General features: G+C 55.0%; 22 protein-coding genes and 1 pseudogene. 14 read left to right on the plus strand and 9 right to left on the minus strand.

What is annotated here, in order from left to right; genetic code table 11:
* Window positions 1-30 precede the first annotated feature (30 nt).
* Together ACKZ62_RS14985 and ACKZ62_RS14990 are read right to left on the minus strand one after the other, a co-directional pair.
* A complete protein-coding gene (locus ACKZ62_RS14985) occupies window positions 31-2271 on the minus strand; it encodes a putative bifunctional diguanylate cyclase/phosphodiesterase (RefSeq protein WP_447095446.1) in 2241 nt (746 codons plus the stop codon).
* Window positions 2272-2563: 292 nt separating this feature from the next.
* Window positions 2564-3457, minus strand: coding sequence for a LysR family transcriptional regulator (locus tag ACKZ62_RS14990; RefSeq protein WP_099602440.1), 894 nt, complete (start codon window positions 3455-3457; stop codon window positions 2564-2566).
* A 275-nt stretch (window positions 3458-3732) separates the two neighbouring features.
* Here ACKZ62_RS14990 and ACKZ62_RS14995 point away from each other — a divergent pair, with 275 nt between their 5' ends.
* From ACKZ62_RS14995 to ACKZ62_RS15015, 5 genes are all read left to right on the plus strand, one after another.
* On the plus strand, window positions 3733-5169 hold the full coding sequence (locus ACKZ62_RS14995) for a purine-cytosine permease family protein (protein WP_122753271.1): 1437 nt from the start codon (window positions 3733-3735) through the stop codon (window positions 5167-5169).
* A 39-nt stretch (window positions 5170-5208) separates the two neighbouring features.
* Window positions 5209-6186, plus strand: a complete 978-nt coding sequence (locus ACKZ62_RS15000) for a carbon-nitrogen hydrolase family protein (protein WP_447095447.1) — start codon at window positions 5209-5211, stop codon at window positions 6184-6186.
* Window positions 6187-6254: 68 nt separating this feature from the next.
* On the plus strand, window positions 6255-6407 hold the full coding sequence (locus tag ACKZ62_RS15005; RefSeq protein WP_177326467.1) for a hypothetical protein: 153 nt from the start codon (window positions 6255-6257) through the stop codon (window positions 6405-6407).
* Between the two features lie 6 nt (window positions 6408-6413).
* On the plus strand, window positions 6414-6707 hold the full coding sequence (locus tag ACKZ62_RS15010) for a hypothetical protein (RefSeq protein WP_241089567.1): 294 nt from the start codon (window positions 6414-6416) through the stop codon (window positions 6705-6707).
* A gap of 305 nt (window positions 6708-7012) precedes the next feature.
* Entirely contained in the window at window positions 7013-7396 is a 384-nt protein-coding gene (locus tag ACKZ62_RS15015; RefSeq protein WP_447095448.1) for a VOC family protein, read from the plus strand.
* 43 nt (window positions 7397-7439) lie between these two features.
* On the opposite strand, the gene ACKZ62_RS15020 is transcribed toward ACKZ62_RS15015, so the two are convergent.
* Window positions 7440-8663: a LysR family transcriptional regulator gene (locus ACKZ62_RS15020; protein ID WP_447095449.1), complete on the minus strand. Its 1224-nt coding sequence runs from the start codon at window positions 8661-8663 to the stop codon at window positions 7440-7442.
* Window positions 8664-8818: 155 nt separating this feature from the next.
* Here ACKZ62_RS15020 and galB point away from each other — a divergent pair, with 155 nt between their 5' ends.
* The 8 genes from galB to ACKZ62_RS15060 all read left to right on the plus strand — a co-directional run bounded on the left by galB (window position 8819) and on the right by ACKZ62_RS15060 (window position 16860).
* Window positions 8819-9553, plus strand: coding sequence for a 4-oxalmesaconate hydratase (gene galB, locus ACKZ62_RS15025; RefSeq protein WP_032891429.1), 735 nt, complete (start codon window positions 8819-8821; stop codon window positions 9551-9553).
* Entirely contained in the window at window positions 9550-10266 is a 717-nt protein-coding gene (locus ACKZ62_RS15030; protein WP_032891427.1) for a 4-carboxy-4-hydroxy-2-oxoadipate aldolase/oxaloacetate decarboxylase, read from the plus strand. Before galB ends, ACKZ62_RS15030 begins: the two co-directional genes overlap by 4 nt.
* 5 nt (window positions 10267-10271) lie before the next feature.
* The gene (locus ACKZ62_RS15035) at window positions 10272-11360 is read left to right on the plus strand and encodes a 4-oxalomesaconate tautomerase (protein ID WP_447095450.1); all 1089 of its coding nucleotides are present in this window, start codon (window positions 10272-10274) and stop codon (window positions 11358-11360) included.
* A complete protein-coding gene (locus ACKZ62_RS15040; protein WP_447095451.1) occupies window positions 11360-12283 on the plus strand; it encodes an NAD(P)-dependent oxidoreductase in 924 nt (307 codons plus the stop codon). Before ACKZ62_RS15035 ends, ACKZ62_RS15040 begins: the two co-directional genes overlap by 1 nt.
* A 27-nt stretch (window positions 12284-12310) precedes the next feature.
* The gene (locus tag ACKZ62_RS15045) at window positions 12311-13195 is read left to right on the plus strand and encodes a LysR family transcriptional regulator (protein ID WP_032891421.1); all 885 of its coding nucleotides are present in this window, start codon (window positions 12311-12313) and stop codon (window positions 13193-13195) included.
* Window positions 13196-13307: 112 nt separating this feature from the next.
* Window positions 13308-14171 carry an amidohydrolase family protein gene (locus ACKZ62_RS15050; protein ID WP_099602434.1) on the plus strand — a complete coding sequence of 288 codons (864 nt, stop codon included), beginning with the start codon at window positions 13308-13310 and terminating at the stop codon, window positions 14169-14171.
* 54 nt (window positions 14172-14225) lie between these two features.
* Complete coding sequence (locus tag ACKZ62_RS15055) at window positions 14226-15539, plus strand: dicarboxylate/amino acid:cation symporter (protein ID WP_050442880.1); 1314 nt, start codon at window positions 14226-14228, stop codon at window positions 15537-15539.
* A 91-nt stretch (window positions 15540-15630) separates the two neighbouring features.
* On the plus strand, window positions 15631-16860 hold the full coding sequence (locus tag ACKZ62_RS15060; RefSeq protein ID WP_032891418.1) for an OprD family porin: 1230 nt from the start codon (window positions 15631-15633) through the stop codon (window positions 16858-16860).
* A gap of 386 nt (window positions 16861-17246) precedes the next feature.
* Here the strand turns inward: ACKZ62_RS15060 and ACKZ62_RS15065 are convergent, their stop codons facing one another.
* The 3 genes from ACKZ62_RS15065 to ACKZ62_RS15075 all read right to left on the minus strand — a co-directional run bounded on the left by ACKZ62_RS15065 (window position 17247) and on the right by ACKZ62_RS15075 (window position 20498).
* The gene (locus ACKZ62_RS15065) at window positions 17247-18791 is read right to left on the minus strand and encodes an amino acid ABC transporter permease/ATP-binding protein (protein WP_095184831.1); all 1545 of its coding nucleotides are present in this window, start codon (window positions 18789-18791) and stop codon (window positions 17247-17249) included.
* Window positions 18792-18841: 50 nt separating this feature from the next.
* Window positions 18842-19633, minus strand: coding sequence for an ABC transporter substrate-binding protein (locus ACKZ62_RS15070; RefSeq protein WP_179179007.1), 792 nt, complete (start codon window positions 19631-19633; stop codon window positions 18842-18844).
* A gap of 109 nt (window positions 19634-19742) precedes the next feature.
* Window positions 19743-20498 (minus strand): class II aldolase/adducin family protein, encoded by a 756-nt coding sequence (locus tag ACKZ62_RS15075; protein ID WP_447095452.1) that lies wholly within the window; start codon window positions 20496-20498, stop codon window positions 19743-19745.
* A 176-nt stretch (window positions 20499-20674) separates the two neighbouring features.
* Here ACKZ62_RS15075 and ACKZ62_RS15080 point away from each other — a divergent pair, with 176 nt between their 5' ends.
* Entirely contained in the window at window positions 20675-21571 is an 897-nt protein-coding gene (locus ACKZ62_RS15080; protein WP_447095453.1) for a LysR family transcriptional regulator, read from the plus strand.
* 130 nt (window positions 21572-21701) lie between these two features.
* On the opposite strand, the pseudogene ACKZ62_RS15085 reads toward ACKZ62_RS15080, so the two are convergent.
* The 3 genes and pseudogenes from ACKZ62_RS15085 to ACKZ62_RS15095 all read right to left on the minus strand — a co-directional run.
* Window positions 21702-21869, minus strand: a pseudogene (locus ACKZ62_RS15085) (DDE-type integrase/transposase/recombinase); the annotation flags it as partial.
* Window positions 21870-21941: 72 nt separating this feature from the next.
* On the minus strand, window positions 21942-23135 hold the full coding sequence (locus ACKZ62_RS15090; protein ID WP_122753264.1) for a GGDEF domain-containing protein: 1194 nt from the start codon (window positions 23133-23135) through the stop codon (window positions 21942-21944).
* 108 nt (window positions 23136-23243) lie between these two features.
* Complete coding sequence (locus ACKZ62_RS15095) at window positions 23244-23726, minus strand: Lrp/AsnC family transcriptional regulator (RefSeq protein WP_032891412.1); 483 nt, start codon at window positions 23724-23726, stop codon at window positions 23244-23246.
* Window positions 23727-23764 lie beyond the last annotated feature (38 nt).

Genomic DNA, 23764 nt, shown 5'->3' on the forward strand with positions numbered 1-23764 from the left:
AATCTGAAAATTCGCTTTGGCGTTTGATTTTCATGCCTGGGACAAGACAGGATCGGGCGTCAGGGTCCGGCACGCGCGATGACTCAGGAAAGCTTCGAGGTCTGCAAAGGGCATCGGTTTGGCAAAGTAATACCCCTGAAAAATATCGCAGCGACTGCCTTTAAGGAAATCCACTTGAGACGTGGTTTCCACACCTTCGGCGACCACCGTCAGGCTAAGGTGATGGGCCATGGAAATAATGCCTTGGGTGATCGCCGCATCGTGACGATCGGTAGCAATTTCCTGGATGAACGAGCGGTCGATCTTGATCTTGTCGATCGGCAAACGCTTTAGGTAACTGAGGCTGGAAAAGCCAGTGCCGAAATCATCCAACGCAATGCGCACCCCCAACGCCTTGAGCCGATGCAACGTGTCGATCGCCTGTTCAACGTTATGCAGCAGAAGCGACTCGGTAATCTCCAGTTCCAACTGTCCGGTGCTGAGGCCGTATTTGCTCAGCACTGCCTGGATAGACTCGACGAACTGGCCACGCTGGAAATGCATCGGCGAAATATTCACGGCCATCGAAATGTCCTTTATGCCCTGCTCACCCAGCAGGCGTAATTGCGCGCAGGCCGTATCGAGCACCCAGAGGCTCAGCGGGATGATCTGCCCACTGTCCTCTGCCACCGGCACAAACACTGCAGGTGAAATAAATCCTTTTTCAGGGTGCTCCCAGCGCAGCAACGCTTCGATCCCGGCCACCCGCCCAGTGCGCGCGTCTATCTGCGGTTGGTAATGAAGCTGGAATGACTGAGTTTCGATAGCCTTTTGCAGGTCATTGCGCAGGCTCGCGTGCTCGCAAACACGCTGATTGAGGTCGCTGGTGTACCACTGAAAGTTATTGCGCCCTTGCTGCTTGGCTTTGTACATAGCCATGTCAGCTTGCTGGATCAGTTGCATCGGCTGCTCGATGTGACCATCGCTCAGGGTGATTCCGACACTTGCAGTCACATGCAGGTCAATACCCTGGATGCAGTAGGGTCTGGCAATGCCGGCCATCAGCCGCTCGGCCACCGGTACAACGTCCTCATCACGAAGCAGGTCGGGCAGCAGCACGATGAATTCGTCACCGCCCATACGCAAGATGGTGTCACCGGGACGAACTTGCTGGGTCATACGTTGCGCCACTTCGATCAGTACCTGATCGCCGAAGTAATGCCCGATCGAATCGTTGATGGATTTGAATCCATCCAGATCAATGCACATCACCGCCAGACAACGCTTATGCCGACGACTGATGTGGCAATCCAGAGCAAGCCGTTCTTCAAGCGAAACACGGTTAAGCAAACCGGTTAACCGGTCATGGCTGGCATTGAAGCGCAATTGGCGCTCGAAATGTTTCTGTTCGCTGATATCTCGGGCAATGCCGAATACTCCGACGATCTCTCCGTTGACCATGATGGGCAGGTTGGAGATATCCATGGTCAACAGTCGCTCACTTTCGTCGCGAAGCTGTGCCTCGAAGCGCTGAGGCACTCCGGCACGGGCAGCGCAAAAATGCTGACTGACCCGTTGCAGATCCTCATCGAGCACCAGCTGGGAAAAATGATGGCCAATGAAATTGATTGCAGTGTGCGGTTTCAGCTTCAGGCCTGCAGGATTCACGCTCTGGATGTTGCCGGCCAGATCGAGGGCGAACACTGGGTTGGGGTTATAGGTGAACAATGAACGAAAATGTTGTTCGCTTTCCTCCAGTCGCCGTCCGTCACGCTCGTGGCGGATTGCAATGACTGCAAGTTGGGCGGCAAAGACCAATTGTTGAATCTGCGCCTCGTCCGGCGCATGGGTACGCTTTTGGTACAGGGCAAATGTACCCAACACGGTACCTTGATGGGAAAGCAAAGGGACTGACCAGCAGGAACGCAGGTTATGTCCCAGAGCCAGGCTGCGGAAGCGCTCCCAGTTCGGGTCATGGGCGATGTCTTCGGTGACCACAAGCTCGCGCCGAAACGCTGCGGTGCCGCATGTCCCTTCTTGTGGACCAATGGCCATACCATCAATCGCCTCGGTGTACTCGGCCGGTAGGCCGGGTGCCGCGCCGTTGAGCAAGTGCTTACCCTCAGCATCCGTCAGCAGGATAGAGCAGAGGCTTTCGGGGGACTGTGTGTCGAGCATCTGGCAGATGGCACAGAGTACGTCGCCCAGATGCTGATCGGTCGCGATCATGCCAAGAATGTCACGTTGCGACTCGGGGAAGGTCTTGCAGTGAAAGCTCGGACGGATATTCATGGTAATTCCTGAAGACTCTCGAGGTCGTCCGGTCTTCAGAGAGCCAGAAATAGTGGCGGCCGATCACTGTCCACTTGTGCGTCGGATATACACTCTATAGAGCGTAGCCAAGTTAAATACAGACTCAGATCCAACATAAAAAACAGTATCAGATGGCCGCCATTTGGCTAACTTCGCTTTCTCGACTCGTAGCAATTTCAACCTCCTCCTATCCGGCATCGCGCTTGCCGTACGAACGGGTTTGTTTGTCTGATTTTCGAACTTGCGCGCTCGGCTTCAATGTCACCAATGACTATGCCGTCTGCAACGCCTGCAGCAGCTTGGCCAGTGACTCCGTCGGCACTTGCCCTTGCCGGGTGATGCAGTGAAATGATGCGCTATACCTTAACCGCTGCGGTGCAATTACACGCAGCATCCCACGCGCGACCCAGATATCGGCATAGTGGGTTGGCAGGAAGCCGATGCAGGTACCGGATGCAATCAGCGTGGCGATGGCTTCCATGGAAAAAGCGCTTACCGAGTTACCGAAACGCAATTTGTGTGGCCGGCGGCTTTCGAGCATATAGCCACGGTCGACGTAATCTGCAGCACCGATTTCCTCGTCCGTAAAGTGCTCGTCGGGACGCTCGAAGAAAGGGTGTCCGCGCCCGCAATACAGATTTTGTTCTTCCTCGAATAGCTCTTGGTAGTGCAGGCCCGAAAGCTGGTGGTTAAAACAACCAATCGCGAGGTGCAGACGTCCTTCGAGCACGGCTTGCTCAAGCTCGTCGGCGCGCATTACCTGCAGGTCGATGCGTGTACGAGGCGAGACTAGTCGAAAGGAAGCGAGGGCCCGCGGTAGCGGTGCCTGGTCGAGCGAAAGCAGGTTATCGACGCTGCCTATCTGCAAGAACTCTGGATACTTCTGGTTAAGCATGACTACCCGCTGATGAAAGCGGTCGATATCAGCATACAGCTCCTGCGCCGCAGCATAAGTTTGGGCGCCTTGCTCAGTAAGTTGAAAACCGCTCTTGCCGCGACGGCAGAGGGTGTAGCCAAGGCGAACCTCCAGATCTCGCACCAATGTGCTCAAGCGGGGCAGGCTGGTATTTAGGCGTACCTGCGCGGAGGTGAAGCCTCCAGCCTCGACGATAGTGCAAAAGATGCGCAGTTTGCGCAGATCCACGTCTGAGAAATTGGTAAGCATCAAGACCTCCGGTGCAGATTCACAAATGCCATAGGCACAGCCCTTATACCAGTAAATTTGCCTTGCGAATCAATGCGCCTGAACGGTACCGAAAGAGGCCGTGCTTTAGTTGCGATTTCAAGCAAGTCAGGTTCTGTACTGGAGGATTTACCGGCCATTTCTTTCTTTCGATACTCGCAGTGCTGCTGGGCAGAAGTGCTGCAGGAAGGGGAGCAACTGCGGCCCACGCGAGCACGACTTCCCCCAGAAGAAAAATAATGTTTACGGAGTGCGGTATGACAACTCAACGACGTAGAGGGTCGGGCAGACCCACCATTGAAACTCGCTCAATCGATTATGTGCCTAGTACAGAGCGACACGGTAAGGTCTGGCACCAAGGCCCGTTCTGGTTTACCGGAAACTTTGTGTTTCTCACCATGATGGTCGGTTTCGTTGGGCCGAGCATGGGGCTCAGCATTCTGTGGAGTGTACTGGCGGTTATCATAGGTGCTGGCTTCGGCACCGTGTTCATGGCCTTGCACGCCAACCAGGGCCCGAAGATGGGCATGCCGCAGATGATCCAGTCACGCGCGCAATTCGGCAGCCGTGGGGCCATTGTGCCGTTTGCGGCGACCATCTTTGTTTACATCGGTTTTATAGTGTTCGGCGTCATTTTGGTAACCCAAGCCATACAGTTGGTTCTACCGGGCTCTACGTGGTTTTGGTACCCCACGTTGATTACGATCAGCATTGTGATTGCAGTGGTGGGCTATGACCTATTGCACTTTGTGCAGCGTTGGCTCACATACCTGCTAATTGCGGTGTTTGGCATCGTGACATTGATGGCTGTTACTGCACTGCCAGCGGCGGCCCCAACACCGGTTGGCTCGGGATGGAACACCACTGCGTTTCTAGTGCAGTTGTCACTCGCAGCGGGCTATAACATCAGCTACTCGGTTTATGTCTCAGATTATTCGCGCTACCTGCCCCAAGACTCGTCCAGCTCCAGGCTGATCTTCTGGACGTACCTGGGCGCGGCTGCTTCGGCGGCCTGGCTGATGTCTCTGGGGGCGGTGTTGTCCAGCTATATACCGGGCGCCGATGGCATCGTTTCGCTGGTGCAAACCGGCAATTATTTATTCCCTGGCTTTGGCATATTCGTCGCGCTGGTAGGCGCCGTCGCACAGTTATCGGTCACCGGCATCAACTGCTATGGCGCCATGCTAACCGGCATCAGCGCAGTGGACGGTTTCCGACCAGTGCGCCCAGGTGTCCGCGTGAGAGTGATCGGCCTGAGCACAGTTGGCCTGTTGTCGCTGGTGATCGCGTTGACGTTACCGGATGCCTATATGGCCAGCTTCAACGGCTTTGTGCTGCTTATGCTGTACTTCTTGATCCCATGGACGGCGGTCAACCTTGTCGACTTTTATGCGATTCGCAAAGGTGAATACGCCATCGCCGAAATATTCAATCCGCACGGCGTATATGGCCGTTGGGCCTGGCGCGGCGTGCTTGCCTATCTGGTCGGGTTTGTCGCGATGGTGCCGTTCTTCTCTATCCCGTTTTTCGTTGGCCCGGTAGCTGAAGTAATGGGCGGTGCGGATATCGCATTCATCCCCGGCCTGCTGATTTCCGGTGGCCTGTATTTCGTGCTGACGCGCAACCTCGAACGTTCCTCGGAGATTGCCGCGCAACGCAAAAGTCAACTGGCGCTTGAAGGTATTGCCGGCTGAGCACTCACCGATAAACGACCAAAAGAAAAAGGTTTTTAAATGACCAGCAAACGCGAAAAAACAGTCGCCATTGTGCAAATGCCTGCGGCTCTCCTTGATCGAGCCGAGTCGATGCGTCGGGCAGCCGAACATATCAAAAAGGCAGCACTCCAGGAGGCTCAACTTGTGATATTTCCGGAAACCTGGCTGAGCTGCTACCCAGCATGGGTATTTGGAATGGCGGGCTGGGACGATGCGCAAGCAAAGTCCTGGTACGCCAAGCTACTAGCAGACAGCCCGGTCATTGGCCAGCCTGAAGACATGCACGATGACCTGGCGGAGCTTCGCGAGGCTGCGCGCGTTAACGCAGTCACCGTGGTTATGGGGATGAACGAGCGCTCCCGACACCATGGCGGCTCGCTGTACAACTCACTGGTCACTATTGGCCCCGATGGCGCCATTTTGAATGTGCACCGCAAACTGACGCCCACCCACACCGAACGGACGGTATGGGCCAATGGTGATGCCGCAGGGCTAAGGGTGGTCGACACCGTGGTTGGTCGCGTAGGCGAATTGGTGTGCTGGGAACACTGGCACCCGCTGGCGCGCCAGGCTCTGCATGCACAGGACGAACAGATTCATGTGGCGGCCTGGCCGGACATGCCGGAAATGCACCATGTCGCTGCCCGTTCCTACGCGTTCGAAGGGCGCTGCTTTGTGCTCTGCGCCGGCCAGTACCTGGCCGCTGGGGATGTGCCGGCCGAGTTGTTGGCGGCTTACCGGCGTGGGGTTGGCGGCAAGGCACTGGAGGAAGACGTACTGTTCAATGGCGGATCTGGTGTGATCGCCCCTGATGGTTCCTGGGTGACGGCACCGCTCTTCGGAGAGCCTGGAATTATACTGGCAACCATCGACCTAGCGCAGATCGATGCCCAGCACCATGACCTCGATGTGGCCGGGCATTACTTGCGTCCGGATGTTTTCGAGCTCTCGATTGATCGACGCGTACGCACCGGGTTAACGCTGCGCGACGCCTGAACTCTCGCCTCAACCATATGTTCCGGGCGGCCGTGCATAGGTCGACCCGGAATCAGTAAGGCTAATTGATGGTTCATGCGCTTCTGGCTACCGCTCTGTTATCCATCGCGCCGGGGGCGCTCTGCGGTTTCGCCGTTCTGGCTTCTGTCGACTACCCGGCCCAGCTTCGCGCCCTGGGCATGGCCAATCCGATACGCGTGCGGCAGGCGCATCTGGACTGAATCATCATGGGGACGGCGGTGGCGGTCACTGCGTTTTCCAATCCGCAGCTTCCCGACTGGGTCGCTGCACTGGTGATGTTCGGTGGAGTGGTAAATCCGCTGACGTTTGTGCCAATGGTGTTCTCCACCACCATGGAGACCACCAAGGCGTTTCAATGGGTGTCGTTTGTTTCGCTGAGTTTGGGCCTGGACGCGCAACTTCACGACTTAGATTTGGCAGGCAACTATTCAAGACCTGACATCTTTGAACTTTCAATTGATCGGCGCGTGCGCACTGGTATCACCATTAGTGACAAGTAACGCTGTTGAGACTACGAAGGGACCAAAACTGCATGGACGCGTAATTTGCGGTCACGAAGCTTTCAGCTTCCATGCATCTCGACTGGATTGCTGGCCTCTTGCTCTTTCACAGCGCTGGCGTCGATAACCCCGTTTACATTCGTGCCGATGCCAAGACAACTTCCTTCACCACATTTTTTGCAAAGGCTCGGATTGTGCGAAAAAATCTCGGACCCAACAGGCTTGTCGACGGAGGCCAGGGCTCATCTCGCAACGGGACAAACAGCAATATCCACCTGCCGCTTTTCACCAAAAAGGATACTTAAATGTCTATCTTCACGCACATCACCGTCGGCACCAATAATATGCAAAAAGCCCGCGATTTTTACGACCATGTATTGGGTGCGCTGGGACAAAAACGCATCATCGATTTAGAAGATGATGGCTCGGCCTGGGGGGAGAGCACCCCATCGTTCTACGTTCTGAAACCAGCCAACGGTGCTCCTGCAACCGTGGGTAACGGTGTCACTATTAGCTTCGCAGCACCCGACCGCGCAGCCATCGACTCCTTCCACGCCGCAGCGCTGGCCAGTGGGGGAACTGACGAAGGTACGCCGGGGCCACGAGACTGGGCACCCAACGCGTATGCTGCTTACGCGCGTGATCTCGACGGCAACAAGCTGGCCGCCTACTGTTTCACGCCAGAGTAGGGGTCAAGACACCTTGCTGACGAATAACTACGTTGAACCTGCGTCAGGATACCTCTGCCTTTTTCATCGCCGCCTCCCCTACCACCTCCCGAATCTTATCCATCAACGCCTGCGCCGCAGGCGATTGAAGCGCCCCCGCTCTGGAGATCAGGCCAATAGGTCGCGTGGTGTGGCTAAGGGAAAGCGGCAGTCGCACCAGCTCACCGCTGACCATTTCGTGTTCCAGTTGATGCGCCGAAACGGCAGCGAGCATGTCTGAGCGCAGCAACACACCGCGCAAAATCGCCAGGTCGCCCGTTTCAATCACTGGGCTGGGTGCGGCGATGCCGATGTGAGCAAAAAACGCGTCTAGCAGTTGCCGTGCCGGAGAGCCGGCGCGAGGCAAGATCCAGCGGGCGGCACTCAAGTCCTCATAAGCAGGCGTCCGCTCCAGCCAAGGGTGGTCGCGGCGTACCAGGATCACCATTTCCTCCCGCAGCAAGGCTTCGCTATGCAGATCGCTGGCGTAGGCCGACGGGCGCAGAGCGCCGAGTACAAAATCCACATCGCCAGCGCGCATTTCACTGGCTAGCAGGTCAAACGGGCTTTCGTTTGTGACGACTCGTACGTGGGGGTGTTCCAGGGTCAGGCGCACGATGGCTTCTGGCAGTATTCCCGTGCGCCCGAGCGGCAAGGCCCCTACGTGCACGGCACCTTGAAGAGAACCACTCAACGCAGCGATATCCGCATCGATGTGACGCAGTTCATTCAGTGCTCGCCGAACTCGCAGCAACATTGCAAGGCACGCGCGGGTCGGCAGCAAACCGTGAGGCGTGCGTTCAAACAAGCCAGCACCACTGCCCTGCTCCAGCACTTTGATGGCGGCACTGATCGCGGGCTGCGAAACGCCAAGCGCACTCGCCGTGGTTTGCATATGGTGGGTTTCACAGAGTTTCGCGAACATTTCCAGGCGGCGGGTCTGGAACAGGTAAAGCGGCTCGGCGGAGTGGCCCAATACCTGCCCCAGCAAAGACGGAACGGCCAGCAATTCCTCCAAGGCCCGGCGAGCCCGAGGAATGACACGGTCTCCGTAATCGGTCAGACGCATACCATTGACGGTGCGTTCGAACAGCGAGGCGCCGAGGCGCTTCTCCAGCGCCAGGATGGCGCGTGTCACGACAGGCTGCGCACGAAATAGCACGGCAGATGCCTTGGATACGCTGCCGTATTCGACAACGCGAAGGAACGCGCGAACCTGCATCAAATTGGGCAACTCAGGACTGTGCATGCCTACCTGCCGAGTTTTTGAGAAAGCGGGTGCACAGCATGCATAACTCATCCCGATAAGTAAAACGCATACCTATTGCCGCCGAACGCATTATTCAACCTCCCCCTCAAATGCGACTGTGGGTGCTATCAAACAGCCGCAAGAAGAGCACTTCGATGATCAATAAAACAAAAACTGCATTAGTCGTCAGCGCCCACTCTGCCGATTTCGTTTGGCGCGCAGGTGGCGCCATCGCTCTGCACGCCCAACAAGGTTATGCCGTACACATCGTGTGCTTGTCCTATGGCGAAAGAGGTGAGTCGGCCAAGCTCTGGCGCAAAGGGGAGATGTCTGAAGACAAGGTCAAAACCGCGCGTCGCAGCGAGGCTGAAGCCGCAGCGGAGATACTTGGCGCGAGCGTGGAATTCTTCGACATCGGCGACTACCCGATGCGCGCCGATAAAGAGACGCTGTTTCGTTTGGCCGATGTGTTTCGTCGCGTGCAACCGGAGTTCGTCCTCAGTCACTCGATCAAAGACCCCTACAACTACGATCACCCGCTGGCGATGAACCTGACGCAGGAAGCGCGCATCATCGCTCAGGCCGAAGGCTACAAGCCTGGCGAAAAAATTGTGGGTGCCCCACCCGTTTACAGCTTCGAACCCCACCAGCCGGAGCAATGCGAATGGCGCCCGGATGTGCTGTTGGACATCACCGAAGTCTGGGACAAGAAATACGCCGCCATCCAGTGCATGGCTGGTCAGGAACATCTCTGGGAGTACTACACCCGTGTCGCCCTGCAACGCGGTGTGCAGGCCAAACGCAACGTGGGTATCGCCTCTACCCGTAACATCGTTTACGCCGAGGGCTATCAAAGCATCTTCCCAAGGGTGACGGAGAACCTGGCATGAGCACACTGATCGGAAAAACTGGAGTTGTCGTGCGCAACATTCCCCGTGGCGACTCGGCGCTGATCGACGAACTGGATCGCTTTGGTGTTGCTACCGTGCATGAAGCCCAAGGACGTAAAGGTTTGTTGGAATCGGCCATTCGTCCCATCCAGCAGAACCAGAGCATCAGCGGAACGGCGGTGACCGTGTTGGTTGCGCCGGGTGACAACTGGATGTTTCACGTGGCGGTCGAACAATGCCAACCCGACGATATCCTGGTGGTCGCGACATCGTCTCCCTGCACCGATGGATACTTCGGCGACTTGCTCGCCACCTCGTTGATGGCCCGAGGGGTACGTGCCCTGATTATTGACGCCGGGGTGCGCGATACCCGAACGCTTCGGGAAATGGGCTTCAAGGTATGGTCGCGGGCTGTGCATGCCCAAGGCACGGTCAAGGAAACCCTGGGTTCGGTCAACGTGCCCATCATCTGCGCCGGCCAATTGGTCGAGCCCGGGGACGTCGTAGTGGCAGACGATGACGGCGTGGTCATTGTGCGCCGCGAAGAATTGCCAGACGTGTTTGAAACCAGCCGAAAACGCGCCCAAATCGAAGAGCAGAAACGCGTGCGCCTGGCGGCTGGCGAGTTGGGCCTGGATATTTACGCGATGCGTCAGAAGCTCATCGATCGGGGCCTGACTTATTACGACAGCCTCACTGACGTACAAGGATGACCTTCATGCGCCAGACCCGAATTCCATGCCTCATGATGCGTGGAGGCACCTCCAAGGGCGCTTACTTCCTGGCTGACGATCTACCGCCGGAAGGTAAGCTGCGTGATCAAGTATTGCTGGCCGTCATGGGCTCACCCGATGCACGCCAGATAGATGGCATCGGCGGCGCAAATTCGCTGACCAGCAAGGTCGCCATCATCCGCCGCTCGGATCGCCCGGATGCTGATGTCGATTATCTGTTTGCTCAGGTTTCAGTCGAACAGGCTCAAGTTGATTACGGTCAGAACTGCGGAAACATCCTTGCCGGCGTCGGCCCCTTTTCAATCGAGCGTGAGCTGATCAGCGCAGACGAGTTGTTGACGACCGTGCGGATTTTCATGGTGAACACCGGGCAGATCGCGGTGGCTAAAGTCCCCACTCCAGGCCGCATCGTCGAGTACGCAGGTGATACCCGCATCGACGGTGTTCCTGGCACCAGTGCTTCTCTGATTGTCGAGTTCGAAGACATTGCCGGCTCCAGTTGCGGAGCGCTCTTGCCTACCGGAAATGCCATTGACCGCTTCGATGGCATTGAAGTGACGTGTATCGACAATGGAATGCCTGTTGTGCTGATCAGGGCGACTGATGTGGGGTGCACGGGCGATGAAAACCCCGAGCAACTGGACGCCAACATGGCGCTCAAAGCGTTGCTGGAATCGATCCGGCTGCAGGCGGGCCCGTTGATGAATCTGGGAGATGTGCGCGAGCGCACAGTACCGAAAATGTCCCTGATAGCAGCCCCCCGCAACGGAGGCGCTATTGGCAGCCGTACCTTCATTCCTCACCGCTGTCACACATCAATAGGGGTGTTCGGCGCTGTCAGTGTCGCCTCTGCCTGCCTGATTCAAGGGACAGTCGCGAGCAGTTTGGCCCAAGTAGAAACAGGTGATCGAGTCCAATTGTCTGTCGAGCACCCGACCGGCGAGTTCACGGTGGAGCTGCGTATAATTGACGGTCAGTTAGCCGGTTGCGGGTTGGTGCGCACGGCACGGCTGTTGTTCGAAGGCAACGTGCTCATTCCTGGCGACGTCTGGCAAAAACCGGTGAAATCGTAATGACCACGACCGTATCTATGATCGGCTTCGGCGAAGCCGGTGCCATTCTGGGCGAGGATCTTGCAGCACAGGGCGTGAAGATCTACGCCTATGATCGACTCCTTGAAGACCCGGCCAAACGAGCCGCGCTGCATGAAAAAGCCCAGCGGTGTGGCGTTCAACTATGTGAGAGTACGGCTCAAGCGATAGCGCTTGGCGAGTGGATCATTTCAGCCGTCACAGCGGATAACGCACTCGAAGTCGCACTGAACGCGGCGCCACTGATGAAGCCCGGACAACTGTTTATCGACATCAACTCGGTGGCGCCCTCTACGAAGCGGGCAGCAGCCAAAGCGATGGAGCTGCATGGCGTCGATTACATCGATGCTGCAGTCATGGCGCCGGTACCGCCACAACGCTTGAAAACACCCATCTTGTTAGGCGGCCAACACGCCACCCTGGTCGCTGAACGATTAAGCGGGCTAGGCATGAACGTGCGGGTAGTGGCAGATGTGATTGGCGCAGCTTCAGCGATAAAGATGTGTCGAAGCATCATGATCAAAGGCCTGGAAGCGCTCACCACCGAATGCCTGAGTACCGCTCGCCAGTACCATGCCGAGGGTGAGGTGCTGGCGTCATTGCACCAGAGTTTTCCGCAGATGGGTTGGGACAGCGCCCTACCCCACTACTTGATCAGTCGCGTGGCCGAGCACGGTCGGCGTCGCGCAGAGGAAATGAAAGAGGTCGCAAAAACCGCTCGCGACGTCGACGTGGTTCCGAACATGAGCCAAGCCATCGTCAGCGCTCAGCTCGGGCTCGTCGATGCCATGCTTGATGCCGATATTGATTACTCACACCTTGAGCCATTCGACTGGATAAACCTGATCGACACGGTGTATGGCAGCCCAATCGCTCATGAAAGCACTGTCCGGGAAAAGCGGTAACATAGCTTTTTTCCCAGAGTCGCACTCATGGATCTAAAACAGCTCGAATGTTTCGTACGGGTGGCCGAGTTCGGCAGCTTCACCAAGGCCGCCGCCGTACTGAACATTTCTCAGTCGGTCGTTAGCCGTCAGGTCAGGCAGCTTGAAGTCGAGCTGCAGGAGCATCTGCTCTTGCGAAATGGTCGAGGCGTCTTACTGACCGCTTCCGGGCAACGCTTGTTCGATCACGGCAAAGGCATCTTGCGGCAGGTGCAGGTGGCGCGTGAAGACCTGCGCGAACAACGCGATACGTTGTCTGGCAAGGTCGTCGTCGGGCTTCCTCCCAGTATTTCCCGACGCCACACTGTGGCAGTGGTCTCTGCCTTCCGAGAGCGCTTTCCTGACTGCATATTGGGGATCAAAGAAGGCCTGACTCATTCGATGCGCGAGTGGCTGCTCCTGGGTCGCCTCGATTTCGCACTGCTCTTCAATCCTGGCCACAGTGCACAACTGCAGTATGAGCACATACACTCAGAACCATTGATGCTCATAGGTAGCCAGCACTCGAACCTCCCTTCCCAGGTAGCGATGAAAGACTTGGGCCAATACCCTTTAATCACTCCCAGCGAACCTCACTCCATACGCCGCCTCATCGAGAATGAAGCGTCGAGGCATGAGGTGCATCTGAACGTTTGCCTGGAGGTCGATAGCATCCCGTCGCTATTGGAATTGATCAATCTCAACATGGGCTACGGCGTACTGTTTCGCTCGGCCTTGGCCAACGGCGACGGAAAACTCGAAGGACTCAAAGCTGCACAGATCGTTGATCCATCAATCCAGACGCACTTATTTATCGCAACGTTTGAGCAGCGCCCGCTGTCTCGCCTGGCACAACAGACCATGTCATTGGTTCGTGAGATCTGCATAGACTGAATAGACGCATGCAAAATCCGCATAACTGCTAGAGCCTGTGTCTTGTTGTTGTAAGGCGTCGAGGCGGCCACCATCGGCTATCGCTTCCGCTAACGATAATAAAGGACACGAGATGAAAAGCTGCCTCGCCCCTGACGCCAACCCAACAAAACCAAAGCAGCCGCTTCCTGTCGGTGCGTGGGATGCGCACTGCCATGTATTCGGTCCTGCGGCTGATTTCCCTTATGCCGATGATCGTAGCTATACCCCACCAGACGCCCCATTTGAAACATTGCAGGCATTGCACAACCATTTGGGATTCACGCGCGGTGTAATTGTCCAGGCCAGCTGTCACGGCAGTGACAATCGCGCAATGCTCGACGCTATTGCACGGAGTGAAGGACGGTATCGAGGCGTAGCAATCGTTGACGGCAGCGAAACCGATGAACAGCTTGCCGAGATGGACGCCGGCGGTGTTCGTGGCGTGCGGTTCAACTTCGTTGCACATCTGGGTGGCGCGCCAGACCTGGACGTCTTTGATAGCACTGTGGATCGCCTTGCGGATTTGGGGTGGCATGTCGTCCTGCACCTGGATGCACAAGACATCCTGACTTATGCCGAAAGATTGGCGCGGATACCCGTACCTTTCATCATCGACCACATGGGTCGCGTCAAAGCGCAGGATGGTATTGAGCAGCAGTCCTTCCTGGCATTGCAGCAACTGATGGAAAATCCGCTTGCGTGGGTCAAGGTATGTGGCGCAGAGCGTGTATCGGTCGGGCGGCGACCATTCGAAGATGCCGTTCCGTTCGCGCAGAAGCTGATTGAGCTAGCGCCGGAACGCGTCCTGTGGGGCACTGATTGGCCGCATCCAAACATCAGTAAAGACATGCCAAACGACGGCGGGTTGGTGGATCTGATGTTCAACTTCTGTACCGATCCTCTGCTGCGTCAAAAACTGCTGATCGATAACCCGATGAAGCTCTACGGCCGTTAAGTGCACCCAGCTTTGTTGCACCTCCAAAAATAAGACTTACAGTGAGTGAAAGCCATGAACCCCAGCCCTGCATCTGCTGAGGCAGAAGTAACCCTTCCCGCCAAGGTGAAAACCAAGCCGCCGTTCTATCGCGCGATGTACTTTCAAGTCCTGCTGGGTATTCTCGCGGGAGTCGCCGTCGGCCATTTCTGGCCAACCTTTGCGGCCGATCTCAAGCCGCTGGGCGATGCGTTCATCAAGCTGATCAAGATGATCATCGGCCCTGTAGTTTTCTGCACAGTCGTCACCGGCATCGCCGGTATGCGCGACCTGAAAAAGGTCGGTCGGGTCGGCGGGAAAGCACTGCTCTACTTCGAAGTCATTTCGACGGTATCGCTGCTGATAGGCCTTATCGGTGGGCACCTTTTCAATCCAGGGGCAGGCTTCAATGTCGATGTGAATACCCTGGACGCGTCGGCAGTCACCGGGTTCGCCGAGAAAGCTCAGCACATGCACATGGTCGAATTTCTGATGGGGATCATTCCCTCGACGTTTGTGCAGGCCTTTGCCGAAGGTAACGTGCTTTGCATATTGCTGGTCTCCGTGCTCTTCGGGTGCGCGCTGTCAGCCATGGGCGAGAAAGGCAAACCGGTCTACGACATGATCGAAGGGCTGTCCGGCGTGTTCTTTCGCATTGTTCACGTCATCGCCAAGCTTTCCGCCATCGGCGCGTTCGGCGCCATCGCTTTCACCGTCGGTACTTACGGTGTCAGTGCGCTCCTGCCGCTGATGAAACTGGTCGGCAGCTTTTATATCCTGTGTGCATTGTTTGTCATCGTGGTGTTGGGTGGCGTGGCGAAAGTTTGCGGGTTCAGCATCCTGCGCTTTATCGCTTACATCAAAGAGGAGTTGCTGGTCGTGCTTGGCACCAGTTCATCGGAAGTGGTGCTGCCGCAGATCATGGAAAAGATGGAGCGACTCGGGTGCTCTAAGCCCGTCGTCGGGCTGGTCATTCCCACCGGCTACTCCTTCAACCTCGACGGTACCAACATCTATTTGACGATGTCGGTGCTCTTCATCGCTCAAGCGCTGAACATCGACCTGTCACTTTCTCAACAACTGACGTTAGTCATCGTGGCCATGCTCACTTCCAAGGGTGCCAGCGGTGTGTCAGGCGCCGCCTTTGTCATGCTGACCAGCACCTTGATGGTGGTGCCGCTTGTACCGGTGGCGGGCATGGTGTTGATTCTGGGTATCCACCGCTTCATGGGCACCGGACTCGCCATGACTAACCTGGTGGGAAACGGTGTCGCCGCGCTGGTTGTCTCAGCGTGGGAAAAAGAACTGGATCGCGACAAGCTCGCCCAGGAACTTGGCACCAAGCCGTAAACCTTCTGCTCTATCGATCACACCATTTCTAAACAGTCACTGTTCGGTCCAGCACCGAGCAGCGACTCCCTGCGTCAGGAAAATAATAAAAATGAACCGCGCCTTATATGTTGCTTTGCTCACACCTGCACTTATCTCCATCGACACCTCAATGGCCGATGATTTTATCGCGGACAGCAAGATTCGCCTGGAAGCACGAAACTTCTACTACAACGGGGATTTTCGTCAGGGAACGGGCGTATCCAAAAGAGAAGAATGGGCCCAAGGTTTTTTGCTCAACTATGAGTCGGGATACACGCCGGGAATCATCGGCTTTGGCGCCGACGCACTGGTATTTGCGGGTTACAAACTGGATTCGAGCCCAGACCGTTCCGGTAGCGGCCTGCTCCCCAAACGAGCTTCCGGTGAGGCCGTTGATGAATACTCAAAAGCAGGCTATGGCGTCAAACTCAAAGTATCTCAAACATCACTGCGCTACGGCATGTCATTGCCAAAGGTTCCAGTGCTTCAGTACAACAACAGCCGGCTGCTTCCTCAGACGTTCCAGGGCTGGCAGATCAACTCTACCGACGTAGATCGCCTGACCCTGAACCTGGCGCAATTCGATAAGACAATCACACCCGACTCTACCGACCTTCAGGACATAACCCTCGCAGTGAAAGATGGTCGCTATCGTGCAACCGGTATCGGCGACAACTATCGATATGGCGGCGGGACCTACAAGCTGACGCCAGAACTGAGTGCAACGTACTTTTATGGCGAACTTGATGACGTTTACCGTCAGCAGTTCGCTGGATTGATACACAACACGCGCCTCGGCAAAGGCATGTTGACCACTGACCTGCGTGCCTTCTCAAGTCGTGATGTTGGCGCAGCCAAAGCGGGAGAGGTTGATAACCGCGCATATGCTGCCGCGCTCGGCTACGCCTTAGACAATGGGCATAGCGTCATGGCGTCCTACCAAGTCATGGGCGGTGCTACGGGCTTTCCTTACATCAATAACCCCTACCTGCCCAACTACGTTCAATACCACGACTTCGGAAGCGCAGGCGAACGTAGCTGGCAGCTGCGCTATGGCTACGACTTCGCAGCCATGGGTATCCCAGGGTTGAGCTTTTTCACGGCCTATATCCGGGGAGACGGCCTGAAGACGGTCGGTGCCGAGAAAGAGTGGGAACGTGATGTGGACGTAAACTACGCCTTCCAGGGATCGTTAAAGGGGTTCTCTGTGCGATTACGGAATGCAACCTATCGAAGTGACGCTGCCAGAGATATTGACGAGACACGCTTGATCGCAAGCTACTTGTTCACATCCTTTTAAACTTGGATCGAGTATCGATGTAAAGAAGTCAGTTCGAACGGGTCAAGTGATCTTGTAAGCCGGCTAAGGTTTCACGCCGCAAGCTTTTCCCTGACGTCGGGTGACCGAGAGTCGTTGAAGCTTTGAGGCCTGGCGATTTGTAGCGCGATACGCAGCGCCACACGTCCGCTCGGGCCTCATGCTCCGATCTGTAGCCAGTTTGGGTACCCACTCTGAATTCAAACGACCAAAGTAGTGCCTCATCGGAGCGTTGCACCCAACACTCCCCTTTATCGCTCATGCTCTGCCTGAGCCGATCTTGCCCAAGGTACGACGCACACAGACTTCGAAGCCCTGTGATGCTTGAACGCCAAAAACTCTGTCCCGCTGAACTTACCTGTGAGCGATTAGGCAATTGCATTCTTGGTTAAGACGGTCGGTTCGGGTATCCCCATGAACCTTCTGACTCTCTCAGCAGAGTCCGCTTCTCGAATCTCTTGGGGAGAAGCATCAAGCTGGACTTTTCCATTTTCCATGAAAATGACTCGGTGAGAAATTGACATCGCGAACTCCATTTCGTGGGTGACGATCAGCAATGTCATGCCGTCATCAGCCAATCCCTTGATCACCTCCAGCACTTCTCCAACCAGCTCTGGATCCAGTGCTGAAGTGGGCTCATCGAACAGCATGATGTCTGGCGACATCGCCAGCGCGCGTGCAATTGCCACTCGTTGCTGCTGACCTCCTGAAAGCTGATGCGGGTACTTGTGGGCATGCTCAAGCAGTCCAATGCGATCAAGGAGGGAATAGGCGTTAAGCTGACATTCATTCTTCGAGCCGCCGTGATGCAATGGTGCGAGCGTTACGTTATCGACCAGCGTTCGATGGGGGAACAAGTTGAAGCTTTGGAAAACCATTCCTATGTGTTTTACGCGTCGCCGAAAGGCACGCAGGTTACCGCCATCCAGTGTGTCCTTTTCGATGAAGTCGGCGCCAAAGAGCTTGATGCTTCCCTTATCAATTTTTTCCAGCCCGTTAATGGTTCTGATAAGAGAGGTTTTGCCTGAACCAGATGGGCCAATAATGGAAAGAACCTCGCCCTTTCTGATCGACAAGTCGATTCCTTTCAGAACCTCATGACTCCCATAGCTCTTATGCAAATCCTGAAGATGCAGCACTGTATCGCCCTCGTATGAACGGCGCAGGCTTTCCTGTTTAAAGTTCTCCGTGGATTTTCTTAAAGCGTTGGCCTGGTCACTACCCAGGGTATGCGGCTTACGCAGGCTAAGATCCAGTGAGCGCTCGAAACGCTCAAGCATGTATCCGAACACCGTAACGATTAACACGTAATACACCGCAACAGCTGCCAACGTCTCCATCACCAAAAAATTCTGGGAGTACAAGCGCTGACCGACCGTGAGAATCTCTGTGAGGGAGATGACGGATGCCAGCGATGTCAGTTTTACGATGGTGACGTATTCGTTGATCATCGTCGGCAGCGATATACGAATGGCCTGAGGGATGACAATAAGCCATTGCGCGCCGACCGTACCGATGGCCAGCGCCTTTCCGGCCTCCTTTTGCCCCTTGGCAACAGAAATCAGTCCCCCTCGATGAATCTCAGCCATGTACGCCGCTTCGGTGATCACCAGGGCAATGAGGCCCGAATAAAACGGATTCGAAAGCAGTCCACCGGAAGAAGGAATCAGTTGCGGTAGGTTGTAGGTAAAAACGATCAAGACCAACAGGGGAACGCTGCGGAAAAACCATATGTACACCGAAGCTGAGCCGCGAAGTAATGGGGAACTCGACATCTTGGCCAATGCCAGAAGAAACCCCAGAAGACCGCCCAGCAGCCATGCCGCAGTACTGAGCTTGATGACCTGAAGACAGGCTACCCAAAACGAATCCACCGCGAAGAGGGAGACGAAGTAACTCCAATCAAATGACATAGTTGCCCCTTGATAACGCCACCGCTATAAACAGCGGTGGGCTATGCTTGTTATTCTGAGATGGGTTCAAGGCTGTACTTTTTGAGGATGATCTCGTATTCGCCGCTTGCTCTGCTTAGCGACAATGCTTTCATCAGAGCTGCGTGCGTGGCGCTGTTGCCTTTCTTGACGAAGATCCCCAGAGTTTCAGGGTAAATGAGTTCTTTAGAGCTGATGACTACTCGACCTTTGGTTCGCTCGGAAATGATGTGAGCCGCACCTGCGATCTCTACTTGAGCCTGCACGTTGCCGGAAAGCAACGCTTGGGTCGCCTCTGGCGCAGATGGATACTCGCTCACCATCACTGCGGCTTTATTATTGGGTATGCAGTATGCCTCAGACAGTTTTTGCAGCTTCGGAAGCCACGAGTTCCCTTGCTCCAATCCAATCTTTTTGCCACATAGATCTTCCGGAGATTGAGGCTGAAATACGCTGTCCCGTGCCACTAAAATGGCTGATCCTGTTTTGGCGTAGGGAATGACCAGCGCCTGGGTCTGACGCTCGGCTGTGATGTACATACCTGAGATAATCGCGTCGTATTTTCCCGCGTTGAGTCCGTTGATCAGGCTCAGAAACTTTGTGTCGATGAACTCCACTTTCCTGTCCAAAGACTTTCCTATCGAAGCGGCAAGCTCAGGGTCCGCCCCCACAATATTGTTCTCGGCGTCGTAGTATTCAAACGGTGGGTAGGTGATCTCCATGCCAAACTTCAAAGGAGATTGTTCTTCAGCGTGGACTAGCGGCACTCCAAATCCAATGACTGCAACTAAAGAAAAGCTTTTCACGAGGGCGTGCTTGTTCATGGCGTTTCCATTATTGAGAGGGCAGGAACGAAAAGGGCTCTTATATTTTTCTTGTTATGCGCAATAACGGATATAGCAGAAGCCTATTTTTAAACCTATCACTACGCAATCAACGACAGTAGTAATCTTTTTGAGAGGAAATTATGTGCAACCCACCCTGCCAGGCCAGTTCCACGATCCCGTAATCATAATCGCCTGCAAACGTATCATAAGTTTTTTTACACATATGCGGATCCGGAGTAACAATATTTTTATTCATACTGCGGATTTGCACATGTATCTGGCAGGCGCGCTCTAACATATAAATACTGTGAAAAGCTTCGCCAATAGTCCGCCCGCCGACGATGATTCCGTGATTTCGCAAGAGCATGGCGTTGGAATCACCAAGGCTATTAATCATATTTTGCTGTTCCAATTTGGTATCTATGAAAGAGCCGTAGGTGTGGTATTTGAGTTGCTCGTAAAACTTCATTGCATGCTGAGACAATGGCGGCAACCCTTCTTCAAGTGCCGAAACTGTAATTCCTGCCGCAGTGTGGGTATGTATTACGCAGGCCATATCGGGCCGGGCATTATGAATCGAAGAGTGGATCAAGGCACCTGCGATGTTCATCGCTTCGGACGTACCATTGGTACCAACACACAGTCCATCGAATCCAACTTTCACAAGATCACTCGCCTGCATCTTTTCAAACGGCACACCGTAGCGATTGATGAGAAAGACTCCCGGTTCTCCAGGAATGCATGCCGAGGCATGGGAGTCGACGAGGTCTGTCATGCGGTAGTAGGCCAGTAGACGGAAAAGAGCCGCAAGGTCACAACGAGTTGACCACTCCTGCGCGCTGATACCTTCGAGTGTGTTCATTTATTGGGCGCTCTCACAGTGTTGTTATTGGCTGACACCATATGAAATTAACTTTTCAGTGCCTATTCGCATTTTGTTATATTGGGTATTGGGCAAACCAATACGAGTACTATTTCATGGGTTTCCGACCGACCACCGCGATAAATTCCGGCGAATTGCGTTCTGTGAGCGAACGAATGGACTGGAATCTGCTGAAAACATTTTGTGTCGTGGCGATCGAGAAAAGCATAAGCAAGGGAGCAGCACGGCTAAATTTGTCTCAGCCCGCCGTGAGTCAGGCGATCAAACGCCTGGAGGAACAGCTTGGAGCTACGTTGATCGAGAGGGATAGTCACAGATTTGAAATTACCGAAGTAGGAATTTCGCTTTTAAAGATCGCTCTAGCGGCCAGAAAAAATATTCAGGAAGTTGATGCAGTCCTGAATGAAAAACGAGGCAACATTAAAGGCGCCATACGCATACTCACGGTCAGCGGTGTAAATTCCCCACTGTACGACAAAGTTTTACGAGAAATGCATTCGGACTTTCCAGAGGTCACATTCAACATTGAAGTTGAAACCACTCAGGAAATAATCAGCGCAATACAACGCAACGTAGTTCCGTTTGGCATTGGAATCAGTCAGCCCGGGGAGGTTGACATAAAACAATCCATACTTACCCGCGAGGAGACATTTTTCTACTGCAGTAACTATCACCCACTTTTCAACGAAGAGTCGGTGACACTTGATCAAATCAAAGCCACAAAACTGGTCAGTTTTTCAGGGGAGTCCTTGGGAGGCACCCTATCTAAGTTGTCTGAGCACTATGGCAGTCATTATATACACCAGCAGATATCTGCCTCATCAGCGAATACGGCAGAGATGTTGCGGCTTGTACTGGCGGGGATAGGGATAGGTTCTCTCCCCGAGCACCTAGGTAGGGAGTATGAGGAGCGAGGGCTTCTGCGAAAGCTCCTACCAGAAACGAGCGTTTGTGAGGTCTTGATTGTAATGATGTGGAGCCCCCATCAAGTACACACTGAAGCCGAGGCTATTTTTCTCGACAGAATGCGGGCTGCATTAAACTTGGAGTGATATCGGCAATATCAGAAATAAGCCATGGATCATCAAGCTTTGCATATTGGCTCAACTTGCATAAGCCGCAGAAGTCGACGACGCTAAAGTAGTCGCAGCCGTGTTTTCATTAAGGGCGGCGCCTCAAAGCGACCTCCTGCTTCGCTTTACGTCTCCAAACCGCCATCAGTAACCCATCAATGACCAAATCGCTGGTCATCTGCGACGTCATTGACCAGCCAACGACTTAACGAGAAAACAGATCCAGCACCACAGCCAAATATAGGCAGCGCTCATACGTGCGAATGCAGGTGATGTCCGGCGATCCGGACAGTCTCCAGGCTCCCTCAGGCACGCTGTTCATCTGATCATTTCCGCCTTGGCCTGCCGTTCAATACTCAATGATATCCATGGCGGCAGTTTCCCCGCGATGCACCTGCGGCGCTGCCAAACACAAGGTATTGCGCCCCAGGCCCTTGGCTTCATACAGAGCGGCATCTGCCCGCGCAAGCAGGCTGGCCGTGGTGTCATCCGGGTTTGGCACCACGCAGCAGACTCCGATACTGATGCGCGCCGAGATGGTTGCCTCGCCAAACCGAGCCGGTGAATCAGCGACCGATGCGCGCAATTCGTCCAGAACCTTCACCGCGTCTTCGGGGCTGGTGCGGGGAAGTAACACCAGGAATTCCTCACCCCCATAACGACCAATACTGTCGGACTCACGAATTCGCTGGGTGAGATGATTGACGCAATGGCAAATCACCTCATCGCCCGCCAGGTGTCCATACACATCATTGATCTGCTTGAAATGGTCGATGTCGACCATCGCCACGGCCAGGTAGGCAGCGTCTCGGCGCGCGCGTTCCAACTCTTTGGAAAACTGCTCCAGCACGGCTCTGCGATTGAGAATACCGGTCAGCACGTCGCGTAACGCCAGGCGCTGGAATAACGACTCGCTGCGTTCTTTGGCCAGCAGCACCAGTCCGAGGGAGATCATCATCGCGGTGAACGTGCCGATACTGACGGAGATGGTTTGCTTGAGGTTGCTGACGTCATAGCGCATCTCGGCGGCTCCCCCGCCGATGATGGCGACCACCCGCATGCCAAGGCCGATCAGGCTGATACTTGATCCGATGATCAACAGCATGCGCGCACGCCCCTGAGCGGGTATGTAGCGGCGCGTCCAATAGATGATCAAGGCGCATTGCACCATCAACACCAGCGTGGCGGCGAGCATGCGCGGTTCCAAGGTGTCGATCAGGCTTGCCATCAAGGCAAGCATCAAGGCAGCAGGCGCAAATATCCGCCACCAGGAGACGCGCAACTCAACGATCCGAAAGATGCTGGCCCCATAAAAAGCCAGCGCCACCGCCAGCAATGTGTTGGCTGCCCCATAGGTCAACCACAACGGGGCGTGGCCGAACAACGTGTATCCAATGTAAGCCAGGGCATGTGCCGCCAAACCAAAGCCAATGGTCAGCAAGCCGTCGCGCTGGTTGAACTGGCCGACCAATATCAGACAAAACGCCATGATCGTCGCCACTAAGGCGACGCAGGCAAAAAGCGTGGGGGTATGGGCAATCATGACGTCTCACCAGGCGCTGTCAGGAGCAGCTCTGGTGCAGTTTAGTTGAGTAGGCTGTCAGTTTGTCGGCCATCTGCAGCCTTGTCTTAGCGCCTGTCAGGGCAGCGCTCAGATACTCAAGAGCTCGGCTACGGGCAGTCGATTGGTAGTCTTCATTTCTCGCAGGGACAGGTTCGAGCGAATACTCGAAACGCCAGGAAGCTTCCTGAGTACTTTTTCGACAAAGCGGCTGTAGCTGTCCAAGTCCCGTGCAACCACCTCAAGTAGAAAGTCCGCCTCGCCTGTTGTGTTATGGCAACTCAAAACCTGAGGTGCCGCCTGAATAATCTTTTCAAACGTTGCCGTGGCTTCTTCGCTGTGATCGGTGCAAGAGATCTGGACAAACGCCTTCAGGCCCAGCCCTAGTTTCTTTCGATTGAGAATGGCTTGGTATCCCTCGATAACCCCGCACTCTTCAAGCCGGCGTTGCTTGCGCCAGCAGGACGCTTCGCTGAGGGACAGCTGCTCAGCCAGCTTGACGTTCGACAGCTTGCCGTCGCGCTGCAAACGTTCCGATATTGCAATGTCCGCCTTATCAAGCTGCTCAAGCATGAAATAACTCCTCAAATTAAGACTTAAAAATGAAGGTT

This window comes from Pseudomonas sivasensis (genome assembly GCF_052938085.1).

What these genes read in the sequence shown, in the direction of transcription:
- ACKZ62_RS14985 (WP_447095446.1), bottom strand. Translation starts at nt 2,271, where the DNA reads ATGAATATCCGTCCGAGCTTTCACTGCAAGACCTTCCCCGAGTCGCAA.
- ACKZ62_RS14990 (WP_099602440.1), bottom strand. Translation starts at nt 3,457, where the DNA reads ATGCTTACCAATTTCTCAGACGTGGATCTGCGCAAACTGCGCATCTTT.
- ACKZ62_RS14995 (WP_122753271.1), top strand. Translation starts at nt 3,733, where the DNA reads ATGACAACTCAACGACGTAGAGGGTCGGGCAGACCCACCATTGAAACT.
- ACKZ62_RS15000 (WP_447095447.1), top strand. Translation starts at nt 5,209, where the DNA reads ATGACCAGCAAACGCGAAAAAACAGTCGCCATTGTGCAAATGCCTGCG.
- ACKZ62_RS15005 (WP_177326467.1), top strand. Translation starts at nt 6,255, where the DNA reads ATGGTTCATGCGCTTCTGGCTACCGCTCTGTTATCCATCGCGCCGGGG.
- ACKZ62_RS15010 (WP_241089567.1), top strand. Translation starts at nt 6,414, where the DNA reads ATGGGGACGGCGGTGGCGGTCACTGCGTTTTCCAATCCGCAGCTTCCC.
- ACKZ62_RS15015 (WP_447095448.1), top strand. Translation starts at nt 7,013, where the DNA reads ATGTCTATCTTCACGCACATCACCGTCGGCACCAATAATATGCAAAAA.
- ACKZ62_RS15020 (WP_447095449.1), bottom strand. Translation starts at nt 8,663, where the DNA reads ATGCACAGTCCTGAGTTGCCCAATTTGATGCAGGTTCGCGCGTTCCTT.
- galB (WP_032891429.1), top strand. Translation starts at nt 8,819, where the DNA reads ATGATCAATAAAACAAAAACTGCATTAGTCGTCAGCGCCCACTCTGCC.
- ACKZ62_RS15030 (WP_032891427.1), top strand. Translation starts at nt 9,550, where the DNA reads ATGAGCACACTGATCGGAAAAACTGGAGTTGTCGTGCGCAACATTCCC.
- ACKZ62_RS15035 (WP_447095450.1), top strand. Translation starts at nt 10,272, where the DNA reads ATGCGCCAGACCCGAATTCCATGCCTCATGATGCGTGGAGGCACCTCC.
- ACKZ62_RS15040 (WP_447095451.1), top strand. Translation starts at nt 11,360, where the DNA reads ATGACCACGACCGTATCTATGATCGGCTTCGGCGAAGCCGGTGCCATT.
- ACKZ62_RS15045 (WP_032891421.1), top strand. Translation starts at nt 12,311, where the DNA reads ATGGATCTAAAACAGCTCGAATGTTTCGTACGGGTGGCCGAGTTCGGC.
- ACKZ62_RS15050 (WP_099602434.1), top strand. Translation starts at nt 13,308, where the DNA reads ATGAAAAGCTGCCTCGCCCCTGACGCCAACCCAACAAAACCAAAGCAG.
- ACKZ62_RS15055 (WP_050442880.1), top strand. Translation starts at nt 14,226, where the DNA reads ATGAACCCCAGCCCTGCATCTGCTGAGGCAGAAGTAACCCTTCCCGCC.
- ACKZ62_RS15060 (WP_032891418.1), top strand. Translation starts at nt 15,631, where the DNA reads ATGAACCGCGCCTTATATGTTGCTTTGCTCACACCTGCACTTATCTCC.
- ACKZ62_RS15065 (WP_095184831.1), bottom strand. Translation starts at nt 18,791, where the DNA reads ATGTCATTTGATTGGAGTTACTTCGTCTCCCTCTTCGCGGTGGATTCG.
- ACKZ62_RS15070 (WP_179179007.1), bottom strand. Translation starts at nt 19,633, where the DNA reads ATGAACAAGCACGCCCTCGTGAAAAGCTTTTCTTTAGTTGCAGTCATT.
- ACKZ62_RS15075 (WP_447095452.1), bottom strand. Translation starts at nt 20,498, where the DNA reads ATGAACACACTCGAAGGTATCAGCGCGCAGGAGTGGTCAACTCGTTGT.
- ACKZ62_RS15080 (WP_447095453.1), top strand. Translation starts at nt 20,675, where the DNA reads ATGGACTGGAATCTGCTGAAAACATTTTGTGTCGTGGCGATCGAGAAA.
- ACKZ62_RS15090 (WP_122753264.1), bottom strand. Translation starts at nt 23,135, where the DNA reads ATGATTGCCCATACCCCCACGCTTTTTGCCTGCGTCGCCTTAGTGGCG.
- ACKZ62_RS15095 (WP_032891412.1), bottom strand. Translation starts at nt 23,726, where the DNA reads ATGCTTGAGCAGCTTGATAAGGCGGACATTGCAATATCGGAACGTTTG.